The following is a 15,048-nucleotide window of genomic DNA, read 5'->3' on the forward strand; positions in this document are numbered from 1 at the left end:
CTACCGAATCACCCGAAGCAGGACCATGTATATAACTGTCCCCACAAAAACGCTGAGAAACTGGTTTCGACAGACTCTATGAATCACGGCAACCGAGGCCAGGGCAATACACTCGGGAAGGCCGAAGGGAGAGGCATGAAACTGAACGTGCCTTAGGCAATAGAACACCAGAATGACCATGATAGCCCCAGGAAGAACCGTGCCCAAATACTCGACGACAGGGGGGAGCTTTGTTCTCCCCCCCAGGGTCACGTAAGGCAATCCTCGCGTGAGAGCCGTCACTGCGGCAACGACTACGAGGGTCGCCATGGGCCAGGAAGACTCAGGAGGAACCACGACGAACCTCCAACTGGCGAGTGACGCTTCCTCTGACGAAGAAGAGGACCACTAAACTGATGGTCAGAGCCGGAAGCAAAAAATGCTCCCGCCCGAGGAGCAATATGCACCCCACAGCACTCCCTGCTCCTACGAAAGAAGGAAGCCAGGTTCCCAAGCGTCGCCCTTGATCCAGAACCGCCGTAGCAAAAAACGCAGTGGCAGAGAACTCGATTCCCGCGAGAGATCCAGGTATGGATCGCCCCAGCAGAGCACCCACGGCGCAACTGAAGACCCACAGGCAATGACAGAGGACGGCGATCAAAAACATTACCCTGTCTTGATCCAAGTCCTGGGGGCACTCCAAGGACGACAACAGAGAGTACGTTTCATCGGTGAGGGTCAGCGCCATGTACGGATACGCCCGCCCCATTCGCCGAAAGGTCTCCACGAAACCTATGCCATAAAAAACGTGACGCCCGTTGACGAACAGGGTCATGATCGCAGTGGTCAGCAGAGAATCCCCCGACGCCAGGAGAGAGATCATGACGATCTGCATAGACCCAGCGTAGACCACCAATCCGACGCATACCGCCCAACGAGCGGAGAAACCGGCCTTATGGGCCAGAACACCGAAGGCGACCCCAACGAACAGGTACGAGAAAAGGAGCGGGGCAATGGCCACCAGGGCAAATCTGAGCTCCTTCAGGAGACCGTACCAGTTTCCCTCAATGAAAGAATCAGATCGACCCCACGCTGGATCTGTCTTCTCACCTGTTTGAACCCCGTTCCTCCCAAGGTTTCCCTCCGGGCCACGGCGGCCTCCAGGTCTACCAAGGACAAAAGGTCCTCCTGAGCATCCTCCGCCAGAAAAACCTGAAATTCATCCAGGTCCAGGTCGAAAAGACTTCGTCCCTCCCGGATGCACCATCCCACCAGTGCATCGACCCTTTGATGGGCCTCCCGGAAAGGAATTCCCTTCAGCACCAGGTATTCGACCACGTCGGTGGCCAGAGCCAAGCCGTCGGAGAAGCTTTCGGCGGCTCGATCGGCATCCAGCTCGACAGCGCTGATCAGCTCGGGCAAGACATCCAGGAGCGGAAGAAGGGCGTCAAAGGCGGAGAACAAGTTTCGTTTTTCCTCCTGAAGATCCCAATTATACGTCATCGGCAATCCCTTTAAGGTAACCAGAAAGTCTACCAGATGCCCCACCATCCGACCGGTGCGACCCCGGACGAGCTCAAGGGCATCGGTGTTTTTGTTCTGGGGCATCATTCTGGAACCTGCGGAGAAGCCACCGGGAAGGATCACCCACCCAAACTCGGCACTGGCGTAGAGGATCAAATCCTCAGCCAACCGACTGCAATGGACCGAGAAGATGGAGGCGAATGACAGAACGTCGAAGACGTAGTCCCTCTGCCCCACAGCGTCCATGCTGTTCTGAGACGGCCTCTCAAATCCCAGTGCTTGTGTCATGTACTCCCGATCCAGGGGCATGGTAGACCCCGCCAAGGCCCCACAGCCCAAAGGACACTCGTCAGAGACCTCCAAAGCGAACTCCAGTCGCCCGATGTCCCGACTGAAGGCCTCGAAGTAGGCCATCCAAAAATGGCCCATACTCACCGGTTGAGACTGCTGAAGATGAGTGTAGCCCGGGACGATGGTCTTATGATGAATCTCAGCACGATCGAGCAAGGCCTCCAAAAGACGGATAAGACCGTCCCTCACCTGAGCCAGGACGTCCTTCACGTAGAGCCTCATCGCGGCCTCCTCATGATCGTTCCGGTTCAGTCTGCTGTGGAGATACGCACCAGCGACACCAATTTTCTCGGTTAGCCTGTGTTCCAGGTTCATGTGCACATCCGCTAAATCCTCACCCGGGACGAACTCCCCTCGGTCAAGTTCATCCAGAATATCCTGAAAACCCCTTCGTATGGCGGAAAGGTCGCTGTCGGTTATGAGGCCCTTTTGATTCAGCATCTCAGCATAAACTAAACGTCCCCGTATATCCCACAAAGCCAGACGCCAATCGAGATCCAAGGATTGGGAAAAACGCTGGATTTTTCCGTTCGTCTCCTGAGAACAACGGCTCTTCCACATAGCAGCATCCTCCTCTCGTCACACATAAGTTCCGGTCGGATCACAGATTTGCCAGAATGAGACAACGTTCAACGGGAAATCGAGAGGACATGCCTGCAGATCGATTGATTGGAGGAGAACTCTCATCTTGAAGGCATCCCAAACTCAAATAGCCCACTAAGTCAATTGACGACAAAATCATCCAGATTCCTGTAGATATCGTACTCCTTTAGTCCTTCCTCAGAAAGCAACTGCCCAAGGCCTTGCTCGTTCTCAACCTCGTAAACGACCGGTTCATCGCCAGTGTAATCAGCAACAAGGAGATCCCCGCCCCGAGACGTCATGTCGATGAACAGGTGGAGCAGCTGTTCCAACTCGATAAGACGGATGAAGAAAAGATCATAGTCGTCATCATCCTGTATGGTCATGCCCTCTTCCTGAAAATATCGATCCATCCGATCCCGAAGTATCTCATCTGAATCACTGTCCACATACACTCCCGTAGGCCCACCGTCGGGATCTTCTTCAAAGGTCCCGATTTTGCTTCCGTCAAGATAGAGTTTCCCCTTAAAAAGCGGGTCTCCATCGACCTCTACAGGAATCATATCCCGAACCTGAACGCCCTTGATCTCGGCATGCTCAAGCACCATATCGGATCACTCCTCGAATTCCTCAAGATGATGGAGCTGATACTCCGTGGTGATCTGCTGTACCACGACACGTCCGGTACCACCGCAATCGTCACAGGGGCGGCTGTCCTCGGGACCGTAGATAAAGGCCCCCAGGCCAGCACAGCTCTTGCACACTCGTACCTTCATCGTCTCCCGATCAAAACTCAGATTCTCGTTTAACTCGTTCAACCCAAACTCATCTTTCAGAATCTTGGCTACGATCCGCCCAGAGCCCGAGCACTCGGGACACCCAAACTTATCCCCGGTCTTACCCAGGGCGAAACCCAGACCTTTGCATTTCTTACACAGTTTTACCTTCATGATTTCAGGATCGTATCTCAAAGGGGAGCCTCCTCTCCACGTCACCGACGACGATACAAAATCCAGGTTGATCGGTCCAGGTCCTCGTACCGAAGCACAAGCCGATCCCACGAGGACAGTTTTTCTTGCAACGTATTCATCTTCAGATCGCCCACGGGAAGCCCTGCCAGACCGGCCATTTTTTCGTACACATCGAGGGCACGGGACAGCTCCTGAATATCGACAGCCAGTGCAAAGGGGCCTTCCTGGACTACAGCCTTCTCAATCGATGAAGGTATCTGTGGCGATCGGTTAAGTCCATCGGGGTTGAGGATCCCCATCAACAATCCCGAGGGCCCATAGGCCATGACAGCGGTGACCGGTAGCCGTAAGGATAAGCCGCCGTCCCAACCGTCCACATCGAGATGAGCGACACCGAAGGGCAGAGAAAGCGTCTGCACCACACCTGTCAGCCGTCTTCCCAGATCCGAAGAAACCCCCTCCCACAGAATATATCCTCCGGGGAAATTACCAAGCAGTCCTCCGGCCTCAGTACCGAGAACGACCGATGTTCGCCGATTGAAGATGTGCATCAGGTCGTCCCATGTCATGTCAACGGAATTCATAAGCTGACGGACTGTCTCCAAAGCAAAGAGCTTTTCCGAAGAAGTCGCAGCCAGGACCTCCTCCCAGGAAGGATAGGTCCGATTCTCGATTCCAGTCCAGGCCAGGAGGCCAACCAAGGAACCACCACCGTAGAGGGAAACTGGGGACATCGATGCAAGGGATTGCCTCTCTTTGGGAGACAGAAAGAGGGACGCCCCGTTACTCCAGGACGAGAGAGCCACCTTATCATCATTCGTCTGGAGCCCCAACTCGAGCTTCACAGACTGATCTCCCGAGAGAGCAACGCAACTGGTCTTTTTGAGATAGGCCGCAGAAATAGTAGAGCGAAGCCAGTCAGGCCCCTGGGTCTCCCTCTTTACGGGGCGCTCCTTCTCCACGATCATGCCCGCCAAATCCTTCACAGAGGGAGCACCCACAATCACAGCTCGGCCTTGCGTCCGGTATAAGGCCGCACATAGATCGCCACTCCTCTCCTGCAGGCGAAACAGGGGACTCATCCCCTCAGGCAGGTCTCCCTCAAGAGGTACCATGTCGAGAGCTCCTTCACCAAGGAGCTCCGCCAAGAGGCTGGCGACCTCCAACGCTTGCTCGGGATCGGAGATCTCAGCAACACACCATAAATCGTAATGGGAGTCGTCTTCAGCCAGATTCACTAACCAAGCACTCTGACCAAGAGCCGGGGCGATCTTTTTCAGCGAGGCCTCCTTGCTCGTCAATCCCAGATGCTGCGCAAGAGAGGCGAGAGCTTCTACGACTTGAGTGGTGTGTTCGAGATGGATTTCAACGGCGGTCTCCTTCGGAGCAGGAAGAAAGAGCGCCGGATTGGGAGCCTGACCGGACAGAAACGCTAAAAATCCGGCGAGGACACCCCCCGCCACGACGACGACTCCGATGATTGTCTTTCTCACTATCAATCAACTCCTTCATAGTCTCCAATGTGACACGAGCAAAAAACACCTGCCAGTAGGTGAATATGATACCATCTTCAGGGCTTGGCTTTCGAGCTACAAACTCGTTTTTCCCTGGGGAAAGGAATGGTATACATGTTCGTCCTTATCGTAGGCTCCACAGAGCTCAGTACCATCCCAGGGCTCTCGGCCGCAGGGGCCGATCTGGAAACCCTACCCTACACAGCTCCCACTGACGCTGACCTGCTCTGGTGGGGCAAACCTCGAGTTATCGGTCATATCCCGCTGGATCCTCAAGGACACCCAACCCCAGCGATCATCACTCGAGCCGCCTATCTGGAGGCTCATTTTCCCCTGTCTATACTTCGAGCAGGAACCATCATACCCCCCCAAGCTCCGTATATCGACACAGGAGCTTTCCCCGGAAAGGACCCCACTCGGGAACCAGCGGTCCCTCAAGCTCACGAGCTGTTCATCCGAGGACAAGAACTTGCTGAGGATCTCTCGTCAGACCAAGAACCTCTCGTCATCGCTGAATCGGTTCCGGGGGGGACCACAACAGCGGCGTTGGTTCTGGAGGCCTTGGGATATTCCGGGGCCGTATCGTCCTCCGGGCCAGATAACCCCAAAGAAATCAAGCAACGTATTACAGCCCAGGCATTCGATCGTCTGGGATGGAGTACCGGGATCATGGCCGGCCGGGGTCTGGAGAGCGTCTCCCAGCTTGGTGATCCTATGCAGCCGCTGGCGGCAGGGCTGGCCGCCGGAGCCCCCAAGGGTATTCAGGTCGTCTTGGCCGGAGGAACCCAGATGCTCGCCGTCGCAGCGATCCTTCGACATGAAGGCTGCGACAGGCCCCTGACCGTAGCGACGACCTGCTACGTACACAGAGACGTCAGCGCTGATTTCGACGGAATCGCTCGGGACGTTGACGTTCATCCCTGGTCGGCACCTCTGGATTTTCGCCAATCAGCATGGCCAGGACTTCGAGGCTATGAACAGGGCTACGTGAAGGAGGGCGTTGGAGCTGGAGGAGCCGTCTGGTACGCTCAGCACCTGGGGGTCTCCGTATACGCCGTAATCCGCCGAACCGAGCTCATCTATTCCGCCATGGCGGAGACATATCTCAAAGGCACACCGACATCACGCACGATATAATACCCTTGAGAGAAGGGGGAGTATATCATGATATACGACGTCATCATCGTCGGATCGGGGCCAGCCGGCATATTTGCCGCGCTGGAACTCACCGAGGCCAGCCGAAAAGTATTGATCATCGACAAGGGGAAACTCATCAAACAACGCGAATGCCCCATCATCGCTCAGAAAGTAACCAGCTGCATCAGCTGCCCATCGTGCAGCATAGTCTCAGGATGGGGAGGCGCCGGAGCTGCTTCCGACGGTAAACTCACTCTCACCACCGGGTTCGGTGGCAACCTGGAGGAATACATCGGGCGCTCAGCCCTGGTAGAGCTCATCAACTCGGTGGATGCCGCTTTCGTGCGCCACGGTGCAGATCCCAACTATTACGAGCCCTCTGGGCCCGTGGTTAAGGACACCATCCGACGAGCGGCATCGGTCGGACTCAAGATTCTCCCTGCCAGGATTCGCCATATCGGAACCGATGCCTCTCGAGAGGTTTTGGACAATATGTACAAAACCCTGAAAGATCGATGTGATATTCTTCTGGACACCGTCGTCGAGGATATCGTTGTGGAGAACGGGCAGGCCAAGGGCGTCATCCTCTCAGATGGAACGAGATACGACGCTTCGGTGGTCATCGCTACCCCAGGCAGGGACGGAGCGTCCTGGCTTGAGGCCATCGTGCGTCGTTTAGAGCTCCCCATCGCCTCCATGCCTGTGGATATCGGCGTTCGGGTTGAGGTCCCCGATAGCGTCTGCCAGGACCTGACCGAGCACTTCTACGAGGTCAAGTGTCTCTATAACACCCCGACCTTCGATGATCGATGTCGAACCTTCTGCATGAACCCCTCGGGATTCGTGGTCTCGGAATACAACAAGGGACACAATCTGGTGACGGTCAACGGCCACAGCCTGAAAAACACCAAATCGGACAACACCAATTTTTCTATCCTGGTCACAAAGAACTTCACCCACCCTTTTCAGGACCCTATAGGCTACGCCACCCATATCGCCCGCCTGGCTAACATGCTGGCTGGTGGTGGCATCCTGGTCCAGCGCCTGGGAGACCTCCGGGATGGGCGGCGATCTACAGCCTCTCGAATCCAACGGGGCATGATCGAACAGACAGGTTCGGCTGAACCTGGAGACCTGAGCCTCGTCCTGCCCCATCGACACATGATCGCTATCGTCGAGTTCCTGGATGCTCTGAACACAATCATGCCTGGGGTCAACCAAAACGACACCCTTCTCTACGGAGTGGAGATAAAACTCTACTCCCTTCGGGTACAGCTTGAGGAATCCCTGGGAACTCCCTTAGTGCACAACCTATTCATGGCCGGTGACGGTGCCGGAATCAGCCGCGGCATCATTCAAGCCGCTGCCAGCGGTGTCGTCGCCGCTCGCTCTGCTCTAAGGCGTCTAACAGAGTTAGATTAAATATACTTAGTTTTATGTTTTTTACGCTAAGTTACACTTCTAAAACAGTTGCATTTTCTTCCCGTTCAGTGTATAGTGATCCATATCAGCAGTATGAAAAACATTATTGAGGGGGAAGACAATATGTCTGCGAAAGTAAACAAAGATACTTGCGTTGGTTGTGAGAGCTGCGTCAGTGCCTGTCCGGTGGAGGCAATAGCCATGTCTGAGGGCAAGGCTACCGTGGATGAGGCTACGTGCGTCGAGTGCGGCGCCTGCGTCTCTACCTGCCCGGTGGAGGCAATCTCACTGTAAAACCGTCTTGACAAGTACAAGGGGAGAGAAAACGCCCGACCTCAAACAGTGGAGGTCGGGCGTTTCTCGTCCTCACGAAGTCTAAATTTAAAGTCATATCTTCCTTTTAAAGAAAGAGGTATAATACGGGAGAAAAGAGAAGGTTTTTCAAAGTTAAAACAAGCGCATTGAAAGGGGAGGATACGTGCCTGTGCCTGAGGCACCCTCCCAAAGGTGGTCAAAGACATTGGAAAGGGAGGCGACCTTCTGATGAGTACTCTTTGGGATTCCAACTTCAGTTACACGGCGAAGCACGTTCGACCATCCCCGGTTCGAGAGATGCTCTCGGTCATCAAACAACCGGGCATGATTTCCTTTGCCGGCGGCATGCCGGCCCCGGAGGTCTTCCCCGTCGACAAGTTCTACGAGGGAGCCCACGTTCTTAAGGACCACGGCAAAAATCTGCTCCAGTACGGGACCACCGAGGGATACCCCCCTCTTAAGGAGTTTCTGGCATCCTTCACAGCCGAGCGCATGGGACGTACTGTGGCCCTGGATGAGATGCTGCTCACCACCGGCTCTCAGCAGGCCCTAGAGCTTTTTGCCTCCTCTATGATCGATAAAGGCGACGTTGTCATCACCGAGAACCCCTCGTACCTTGCCGCCCTCACGACCTTCTACAACCACGGGGCTCAGTTCGTGGGAATCCCTACCGACGAGAGCGGAATGAACGTGGATCTCATTCCCGAAGCTATCGAAAAAGCCCGGAGCGAGGGTAAACACGTTAAGTTCATCTACACCATCGTCAACTTCCACAACCCTGGCGGGGCCACTATGAGCCTGGCACGTCGCAAGAAATTAGTGGAGATCTCCCACAAACTCAACGTTCCCATCTTTGAGGACGATCCCTACGGATACGTTCGCTACGAGGGAGAGCACCTTCCGTCTATTTTCTCATTCGACGATCAGGGCGGCACCGTGTATGCTGGTTCTTTCTCCAAGATCCTAGCACCCGGTGCCCGGATCGGCTGGGTTACCGGAGACCGGAAAATTATCAGGAAACTGGTGATCTTCAAGCAGGCCGCTGACCTGTGCTCCAGTCCCATCTGTCAGTCTCTTGTCTACGAGTACTGTAAAAAGGGGTATCTGTCCGAGCATCTGCCAAATATCATCGCTAACTACCGTCCCAAGAGAGACACCATGGAGGCATGCCTCAAGAAATACCTGGCTCCCCACGGTATCACCTGGGTTAAGCCCGAGGGTGGGTTTTTCTTCTGGCTTGACATGCCGGGCATCGATTGCCATGACCTGTTCAAACGGGCTGTAGACAAGAAAGTGGCCTTTGTGGTGGGAACACCCTTTTGCGTGGAAGAAGGTGCTGGAGTCAACAAAGCTCGGCTCAACTTCACGTTTGTCCAACCCGATGTCATCGACGAGGGCGTCCGTCGCCTCGGTGAGGCCATTGAAGAGATGAAGGGATAAAAACCTGGCGAACTTCGACCGAACGCGCTACAATTGACTGCAAAATTGAGGGTCTGCCTGTTTCAGGCAGACCTTTTCGATATGACAGCATCAGGGAACCCCTAAAAATTCAGAAACTCGCCTCAGGTCGTTTCGACGGAGCCCATTCGAGGTTCGTGACCTGCCATCGTGAAGTATCGACTGGAGCGAGGCGGACGTCGTCCCAAGTCGAGAGGGCACAGGAGGTGTCCATCAGCAACAACGAACACGTCATCAAGGAGGGAGTACACCATGTCCGACATCGTCCAATCTTTGTTTAATCAATCAACCCTAGGGATCAAGCCATCGCCGATCCGCGAGGTCTTCCATCTGGTCCGCAAGCCCGGGATGATCTCCTTCGCTGGGGGGATGCCAGACCCTGACATCTTCCCCATCAAGCAATTTCATCAGGGAACAGACATCCTTCTGGCAGAGGGCAGGGAGATCCTTCAGTACGGCGTCACCGAGGGATACGAACCTCTTCGGGACTTCCTGATCAGATGGAGTGCCCCAAAGATGGGACGAGAGCCGAATCAAGAGGAGCTCCTGATCACGTCGGGTTCCCTTCAGGCAGCCGATCTGCTCACCCGCACCCTCGTCGATCGAGGCGACTGGATCGTCTGCGAAGAGGCCTCTTTCCCGGGGAATACCATCAGCATGTACAACCAGGGCGCCAACTTCATCACCGTCCCGTGCGACCAGGACGGCATGGTAGTGGAGGCTCTCCCTGAGCTGTTGGACCAGGCCAAGGCCGACGGGAAACGGGTCAAGTACATCTACACCATTCCGAACTTCCACAACCCTCTGGGATGTACCTTATCTCTGGAGCGCCGAAAGCTGCTGGTGGATATCGCCAAGAGGTATGGACTCCTGATCCTGGAGGACGATCCGTACGGCTGCGTCAGATTTGAGGGGGACAATCTGCCCACCCTCTATTCCCTGGATAGAGTGGGGTTGGTCCTCTACGCTGGATCCTTTTCCAAGATCCTGGCTCCGGGAACCCGGGTAGGTTGGGCCGTTGGTCCCCAAAAGCTCATCCGGGCCATGACCGTCCACAAACAGGGAGTAGATACCTGCACCAGCGTGGTCGCCCAGGCCCTCGTCTATAGCTACTGTCAGTCGGGAAAACTGGATGCTTTTTTGCCGAAGATCGTGGACCACTACCGGATCAAGCGCGATATCATGGAAGAGGCATTTAAGAAGCATCTCCCCCTGGACGAGACACGATACGTCACACCTCAGGGAGGCTTTTTTTACTGGGTGACCACTCCCAACATCTCGGCCCAGGAGCTTTTCCGGAGAGCTATGACGAAAAACGTGGCCTTCGTCTGTGGAGACGCCTTCTTCCCCAACGGTGGCGGCAAGAACAGTTTTCGTATGTGTTTCACCTTCGCCTCCGCAGAAGAGACCGACCGAGGAACTCACCTCCTGGGAGAGGCCATGAGAGAGCTTCTCGCCGAAAGGGTATAGCTTTTGGAGCCTCCTCTGGGCTACAATAAGGGCGATCCCATCCACCACGAGGAGGCCCAAACCATGTTTGGAGACACCATTGCCGCCATCTCAACAGCCTGGGGAGACGCTGGCATCTCAATCATCCGTATCTCGGGACCGGACTGTCAGGATATAGCACGGGCTACGGTACGAACGGTGACTCCCTTCGACCAACTGCGCCCTCGGTTCATGAACAACGGGATTTTACTGGACGAGTCGGGAACTCCAATCGATGAGGTCCTGCTCGTCCTCTTCGTCTCGCCCAAAAGCTTCACCGGTGAGGACCTGGTGGAAATCCACTGCCACGGAGGAAGTCTCGTTGCCCAACGATGTCTGGAGCGATGTATTCAAGGCGGGTGTCGCCACGCTGCTCCAGGTGAATTCACCCGACGGGCCTACGAGAACGGTCGTCTGGATCTGGCTCAGGCTGAGGCAGTCAACGGGATTATCCAGGCCAGAAGCAACGAGGCCCTTCGAGCCGCCAGCCGGACTCTTCAAGGCGAGCTGTCCCAACGAATCAGGGAACTCTACGACGAGCTGCTTCTCCTCTCGGCCGAACTAGAGGTAGGCATAGACTTCCCCGAGGAGGACATACCCTATATCGCCGAGGAGGACGCAGCAAGCCGAATAGAGACACTGATCCAGGATTTGAGGGACCTCCTGGACCGATGCACCACCGGATGTCTTCTCCGAGAGGGAATCAAGGTCGCTCTTATCGGTCGTCCTAACGTGGGCAAATCCTCCCTTCTCAACGCCCTTCTCCAAGAAAGCAGAGCCATCGTTACGTCAGTCCCGGGAACAACCCGGGACGTCATTGAAGAAGTGATCACCCACCGGGGTATCCCCCTGCGGCTTATGGACACCGCCGGACTTCGGGAATCCCCTTCCGACGAGGTGGAAGCTATAGGCATCCAACGGACGTCAAAAGCCATCGAGAAATCGGACGTAGTTCTGTGGATCCTGGACGGCAGCAAACCCCTCGAGGGGATCGACCGTTCCATGATTGCCAGCCTCTCGGATCGCCCGCACCTCGTGGCGATTAACAAATCGGATCTGCCCAACAGCTTGGACGAAACGGCTCTGACGGCTCTGGCTCCCGACTCCTGGGTTTTTCGGATCTCCGCTCAGGAACGACATGGACTGGATGAGATCAAGGAGGCTATAGTAGACTTGGCGGCCAAGATCGGAACGCTGGACGCCAGCCTCAACGTCACATCACGACAGGTCGGCGAAATTCGAGCAGCTATTCAAGCCTTGGCCGAGGGGCGAGATGTCATATCCACCATGGGAGACCAATCCTTAGCGGCCCAGGCTCTCACTGAGGCTCGAAGCTGCCTCGAACGAATTTTAGGCTTGCAGGACGACGAGGCCCTGTTGGATGTCGTTTTCTCGCAATTTTGCGTCGGGAAATAAACGAGATCATATAATTTGACCCCCACTTCCTTTGACGCTATGATATTTCTGTGGAGGAGGAGGGTGTGCTGTGGAAAAAAAAGCTCGAACGAATTACCCCATAAACGACGTCCTGGTCAGACGATGGAGCCCAAGAGCCTTTTCTCCCCGAGTTCCGGGAAAAGAGATCGTCCTGTCCCTCTTTGAAGCTGCGCGTTGGGCCCCGTCGTGTTTTAACGAACAGCCATGGAGCTTCATCTACGCCATAAAGGATGATCCCGACGAGTTTAAGAACCTTCTGAGCTGTCTGCTTCCGGGCAATATCCGGTGGGCAAAAGAAGCTCCGGTTCTCATCCTCGCTGTCGTCACGGAGTTTTCCAGTAGCGGACGGCCCAACCCATGGGCGTGGCAAGATGTGGGCATGGCTGTGGGGAATCTCATTCTGGAGGCCACATCCAAGGGATTGTTCGCCCATCCCATGGCGGGTTTCGACAGCGAAAGGATCGTGGAGCTTTACTCCATCCCTAAAGGCCATCGCCCGTCGACGGCTATTGCCCTGGGATATCCTGGGGATCTTGCTTCTCTTGATGCGGATCTCCAGGAAGTTGAGATAGCCCCAAGAGAGAGAAAAGCGGTTTATGAGTTTACCTACCGCCGGACATGGGGAGATAACCGAGGTGTTTGACCAAAAAACAAAAGCCGGACACACCCCAACAGTGTATCCGGCTTTCGTGTATCGTTTGGGTCAGTCCCTCTCGCAAAGCTCCAACAGAATACCGCCGCTCGACTTGGGGTGGACAAAGGCAATTTTCGCCCCCCCAGCCCCAATTCTGGGCTTCTCATCGATAAGACGTACCCCTTTTTCCTTAAGCTCGGCCAAGGAGGCCTCCAGGTTCTCCACCCTGAGAGCCAGATGGTGGATGCCCTCTCCTTTTTTTGCGATGAACTTGGCCACGGGACTCTCATCGGAGGTCCCCTCCAGAAGTTCAATCTCCGTGTCCTTGATGGGCAAGAAAGCGGTCTTGACCTTCTGCTCGGCCACCTCCTCGACACCGTGACACTGGACACCCAAGGTCCCCTCCCAGAATTTCAGTGATTCTTCGATACTCTGTACAGCGATACCGATATGATCCACAACCTGTAGGTTCATCTCTATAAGTCCCCCTTCCCGAATATAAGAGAATTGTATCAGATCAGAAACAGAGCAGGGACTTCAAAAGGTCAACGTCAACGGGAATGCGCATAAAGCCTGTACAACTCCATCTCCTCCGGCTATCATTGCAAAATCGGGATATACGTACACTATATTCCTCAATCTCTCAATCGAGAAAGGGTGCTTGTTCGTGAACTTCTCCGTGACACTCGTATGCCTAGGTTTTCTCTTCGGTGCTGTGGCGGGATCGTTTTTCAACGTTATCGCTCTTCGTACCGTGCTCGAACGTCCCTGGTGGGGTAAAGAACGGTCGTGTTGCCGAAGCTGCGGACGAACCCTCTCCACTATCGATCTGATTCCCATCCTGTCGTGGGTGATCCTTCGGGGCCGATGCCGTACCTGCAAAGCTCCGATCCCCCTTCGCTACCCCTTGGTCGAACTCGTCTACGGCCTGTGGGCAGCAGCAGCTCTCTGGCGTTGGGGACTGAGCATATCCGGAGGGATCGCCATCCTGGGAGGTTGGCTTATGATGCTCAACGCTTTGACGGACCTCGAATCGGGATACATCTATGATTCCCTGGCCGCGTCGGTGGGAGGAGTCGGCCTGCTCGTTCGTCTCGTTGGAGGATGGGGTGCCCTGGTGGACGGGGGTTTGGGAGCTCTGGCTGCCGCATCCGTGATCGCTGTCATCATAGTCCTCAGCAGAGGCGGCATGGGGTGGGGAGACGCCACTCTGATGGCCGGAGCCGGAGCACTGCTGGGGTGGAAAATGGGACTTTTAGCGACCTATCTGGGGTTCATGATCGGCGGAGTCTCAGCCGTGGGGCTCCTGATCACAAAAAAAGCAGCCAGAAAGGACGCCGTCGTTCTTGCGCCTTTTCTGGCCGCAGGGGTTCTGTGTACCCTTCTATGGGGACCCAATATCCTCGACTACTGGGGACAAGCTCCCGGATGGCCCTGGAGCTGAGGCTGCAGATTCCGAACCATGTATTCCAGGGGCCTGATCGACGGCATACCGCCTAGCCTTCTAAAGGCGTGATCCACATCGGGAAGGACCGTAAAAGCTCGATCGTCCACGGGAATGAGGTCAAAAAGCCGCCGGCACGATGCCTCATCGAAGGTCTCGTCCAGGGAACCATAAAAGAACCGGAGCCACTGAGCCGATATACCCCGGCATGCATCATACAGAATATTCACTGAACACATTGAGTCCAAAATAGGCAGGGAATGTTGGCCCAAATCAGCCCCGGAGCGCAATGAGTCGCCGCTTCCCGATACGACAATCCCACAGATACGATCTTGGGAGACCTCAGCAATCGGTGAAAACTCTCCGCCTATGACGTCGGCACTCCGTCTTCCCGCCACCATGAGAGCGTTCAGTCCCCCCAAGGAAAACCCCCAGAGACAGAGTTTTTTTGGGGGGAAGAGGGCGGAGACTTGGGCGATACCCGAGACTGAGTCGAACAATTCCTGGGCGTAGGTCTTGCCCTCAAAAGCACTCCAGGCCCACCGATCCCGATCGGTAAAGACCTCCCGATCCCGCCGGAGCCTGCTGGTCTCGACAACACAGACCGACACGCCAAGCCGAACTAAAAGTCGGGCCAGCACGCCGTATTTATTGCCCTGCTCCAGAGACGCCACCCCGTGAACTCCGTGAAGGAGACAAACCACCAACGAGGACCCCGGAACGTCAAGAACGGACAGAGGAACCGTTCGATCTCCGAAACACCCAATAGCGGAGGTTATCGTGACGTTCATG

At 55.3% G+C, this 15,048-nt stretch carries 16 protein-coding genes; 8 read left to right on the forward strand and 8 right to left on the reverse strand.

The window, feature by feature from the left end; translation table 11 throughout:
• The 6 genes from CSA35_02660 to CSA35_02685 all read right to left on the reverse strand — a co-directional run bounded on the left by CSA35_02660 (window position 1) and on the right by CSA35_02685 (window position 4,900).
• Window positions 1-309, reverse strand: coding sequence for a branched-chain amino acid transporter AzlD (locus tag CSA35_02660; protein PIE55103.1), 309 nt, complete (start codon window positions 307-309; stop codon window positions 1-3).
• Between the two features lie 13 nt (window positions 310-322).
• The gene (locus CSA35_02665; GenBank protein PIE55010.1) at window positions 323-1,024 is read right to left on the reverse strand and encodes a branched-chain amino acid transporter AzlC; all 702 of its coding nucleotides are present in this window, start codon (window positions 1,022-1,024) and stop codon (window positions 323-325) included.
• Window positions 1,021-2,415, reverse strand: a complete 1,395-nt coding sequence (argH, locus tag CSA35_02670; protein ID PIE55011.1) for an argininosuccinate lyase — start codon at window positions 2,413-2,415, stop codon at window positions 1,021-1,023. The genes CSA35_02665 and argH overlap by 4 nt, the downstream gene beginning before the upstream one ends.
• 161 nt (window positions 2,416-2,576) lie before the next feature.
• Window positions 2,577-3,044, reverse strand: coding sequence for a hypothetical protein (locus tag CSA35_02675; protein ID PIE55012.1), 468 nt, complete (start codon window positions 3,042-3,044; stop codon window positions 2,577-2,579).
• Window positions 3,045-3,050: 6 nt separating this feature from the next.
• Window positions 3,051-3,386, reverse strand: coding sequence for a molecular chaperone DnaJ (locus CSA35_02680; GenBank protein ID PIE55104.1), 336 nt, complete (start codon window positions 3,384-3,386; stop codon window positions 3,051-3,053).
• A 41-nt stretch (window positions 3,387-3,427) separates the two neighbouring features.
• Window positions 3,428-4,900 (reverse strand): hypothetical protein, encoded by a 1,473-nt coding sequence (locus CSA35_02685; GenBank protein ID PIE55013.1) that lies wholly within the window; start codon window positions 4,898-4,900, stop codon window positions 3,428-3,430.
• Between the two features lie 135 nt (window positions 4,901-5,035).
• On the opposite strand from CSA35_02685, the gene CSA35_02690 reads away from it, so the two are divergent.
• From CSA35_02690 to CSA35_02720, 7 genes are all read left to right on the forward strand, one after another.
• A complete protein-coding gene (locus CSA35_02690; protein ID PIE55105.1) occupies window positions 5,036-6,058 on the forward strand; it encodes a TIGR00303 family protein in 1,023 nt (340 codons plus the stop codon).
• A gap of 27 nt (window positions 6,059-6,085) precedes the next feature.
• Window positions 6,086-7,480 (forward strand): FAD-dependent oxidoreductase, encoded by a 1,395-nt coding sequence (locus CSA35_02695; protein ID PIE55014.1) that lies wholly within the window; start codon window positions 6,086-6,088, stop codon window positions 7,478-7,480.
• Between the two features lie 123 nt (window positions 7,481-7,603).
• Complete coding sequence (locus CSA35_02700; protein PIE55015.1) at window positions 7,604-7,774, forward strand: ferredoxin; 171 nt, start codon at window positions 7,604-7,606, stop codon at window positions 7,772-7,774.
• Window positions 7,775-8,023: 249 nt separating this feature from the next.
• Window positions 8,024-9,235, forward strand: a complete 1,212-nt coding sequence (locus CSA35_02705; protein ID PIE55106.1) for an aminotransferase — start codon at window positions 8,024-8,026, stop codon at window positions 9,233-9,235.
• Window positions 9,236-9,505: 270 nt separating this feature from the next.
• Entirely contained in the window at window positions 9,506-10,723 is a 1,218-nt protein-coding gene (locus CSA35_02710; GenBank protein ID PIE55016.1) for an aminotransferase, read from the forward strand.
• Window positions 10,724-10,786: 63 nt separating this feature from the next.
• Window positions 10,787-12,157, forward strand: a complete 1,371-nt coding sequence (locus CSA35_02715) for a tRNA uridine-5-carboxymethylaminomethyl(34) synthesis GTPase MnmE (protein ID PIE55017.1) — start codon at window positions 10,787-10,789, stop codon at window positions 12,155-12,157.
• A 70-nt stretch (window positions 12,158-12,227) separates the two neighbouring features.
• The gene (locus CSA35_02720) at window positions 12,228-12,821 is read left to right on the forward strand and encodes a nitroreductase (GenBank protein ID PIE55018.1); all 594 of its coding nucleotides are present in this window, start codon (window positions 12,228-12,230) and stop codon (window positions 12,819-12,821) included.
• A 60-nt stretch (window positions 12,822-12,881) separates the two neighbouring features.
• Here CSA35_02720 and mce read toward each other — a convergent pair whose 3' ends face one another.
• A complete protein-coding gene (gene mce, locus CSA35_02725) occupies window positions 12,882-13,286 on the reverse strand; it encodes a methylmalonyl-CoA epimerase (protein PIE55019.1) in 405 nt (134 codons plus the stop codon).
• Between the two features lie 187 nt (window positions 13,287-13,473).
• On the opposite strand from mce, the gene CSA35_02730 reads away from it, so the two are divergent.
• Window positions 13,474-14,256, forward strand: a complete 783-nt coding sequence (locus CSA35_02730; protein ID PIE55020.1) for a prepilin peptidase — start codon at window positions 13,474-13,476, stop codon at window positions 14,254-14,256.
• Here CSA35_02730 and CSA35_02735 read toward each other — a convergent pair.
• Entirely contained in the window at window positions 14,220-15,047 is an 828-nt protein-coding gene (locus tag CSA35_02735; protein ID PIE55021.1) for an alpha/beta hydrolase, read from the reverse strand. The genes CSA35_02730 and CSA35_02735 overlap by 37 nt on opposite strands.
• Window position 15,048: the final 1 nt, after the last annotated feature.

It is taken from the genome of Dethiosulfovibrio peptidovorans, from assembly GCA_002748665.1.
GTDB classification, from domain to species: domain Bacteria; phylum Synergistota; class Synergistia; order Synergistales; family Dethiosulfovibrionaceae; genus Dethiosulfovibrio; species Dethiosulfovibrio peptidovorans_A.

What these genes read in the sequence shown, in the direction of transcription:
- CSA35_02660 (PIE55103.1), bottom strand. Translation starts at nt 309, where the DNA reads ATGGCGACCCTCGTAGTCGTTGCCGCAGTGACGGCTCTCACGCGAGGA.
- argH (PIE55011.1), bottom strand. Translation starts at nt 2,415, where the DNA reads ATGTGGAAGAGCCGTTGTTCTCAGGAGACGAACGGAAAAATCCAGCGT.
- CSA35_02675 (PIE55012.1), bottom strand. Translation starts at nt 3,044, where the DNA reads ATGGTGCTTGAGCATGCCGAGATCAAGGGCGTTCAGGTTCGGGATATG.
- CSA35_02680 (PIE55104.1), bottom strand. Translation starts at nt 3,386, where the DNA reads ATGAAGGTAAAACTGTGTAAGAAATGCAAAGGTCTGGGTTTCGCCCTG.
- CSA35_02690 (PIE55105.1), top strand. Translation starts at nt 5,036, where the DNA reads ATGTTCGTCCTTATCGTAGGCTCCACAGAGCTCAGTACCATCCCAGGG.
- CSA35_02695 (PIE55014.1), top strand. Translation starts at nt 6,086, where the DNA reads ATGATATACGACGTCATCATCGTCGGATCGGGGCCAGCCGGCATATTT.
- CSA35_02700 (PIE55015.1), top strand. Translation starts at nt 7,604, where the DNA reads ATGTCTGCGAAAGTAAACAAAGATACTTGCGTTGGTTGTGAGAGCTGC.
- CSA35_02705 (PIE55106.1), top strand. Translation starts at nt 8,024, where the DNA reads ATGAGTACTCTTTGGGATTCCAACTTCAGTTACACGGCGAAGCACGTT.
- CSA35_02710 (PIE55016.1), top strand. Translation starts at nt 9,506, where the DNA reads ATGTCCGACATCGTCCAATCTTTGTTTAATCAATCAACCCTAGGGATC.
- CSA35_02715 (PIE55017.1), top strand. Translation starts at nt 10,787, where the DNA reads ATGTTTGGAGACACCATTGCCGCCATCTCAACAGCCTGGGGAGACGCT.
- mce (PIE55019.1), bottom strand. Translation starts at nt 13,286, where the DNA reads ATGAACCTACAGGTTGTGGATCATATCGGTATCGCTGTACAGAGTATC.
- CSA35_02735 (PIE55021.1), bottom strand. Translation starts at nt 15,047, where the DNA reads ATGAACGTCACGATAACCTCCGCTATTGGGTGTTTCGGAGATCGAACG.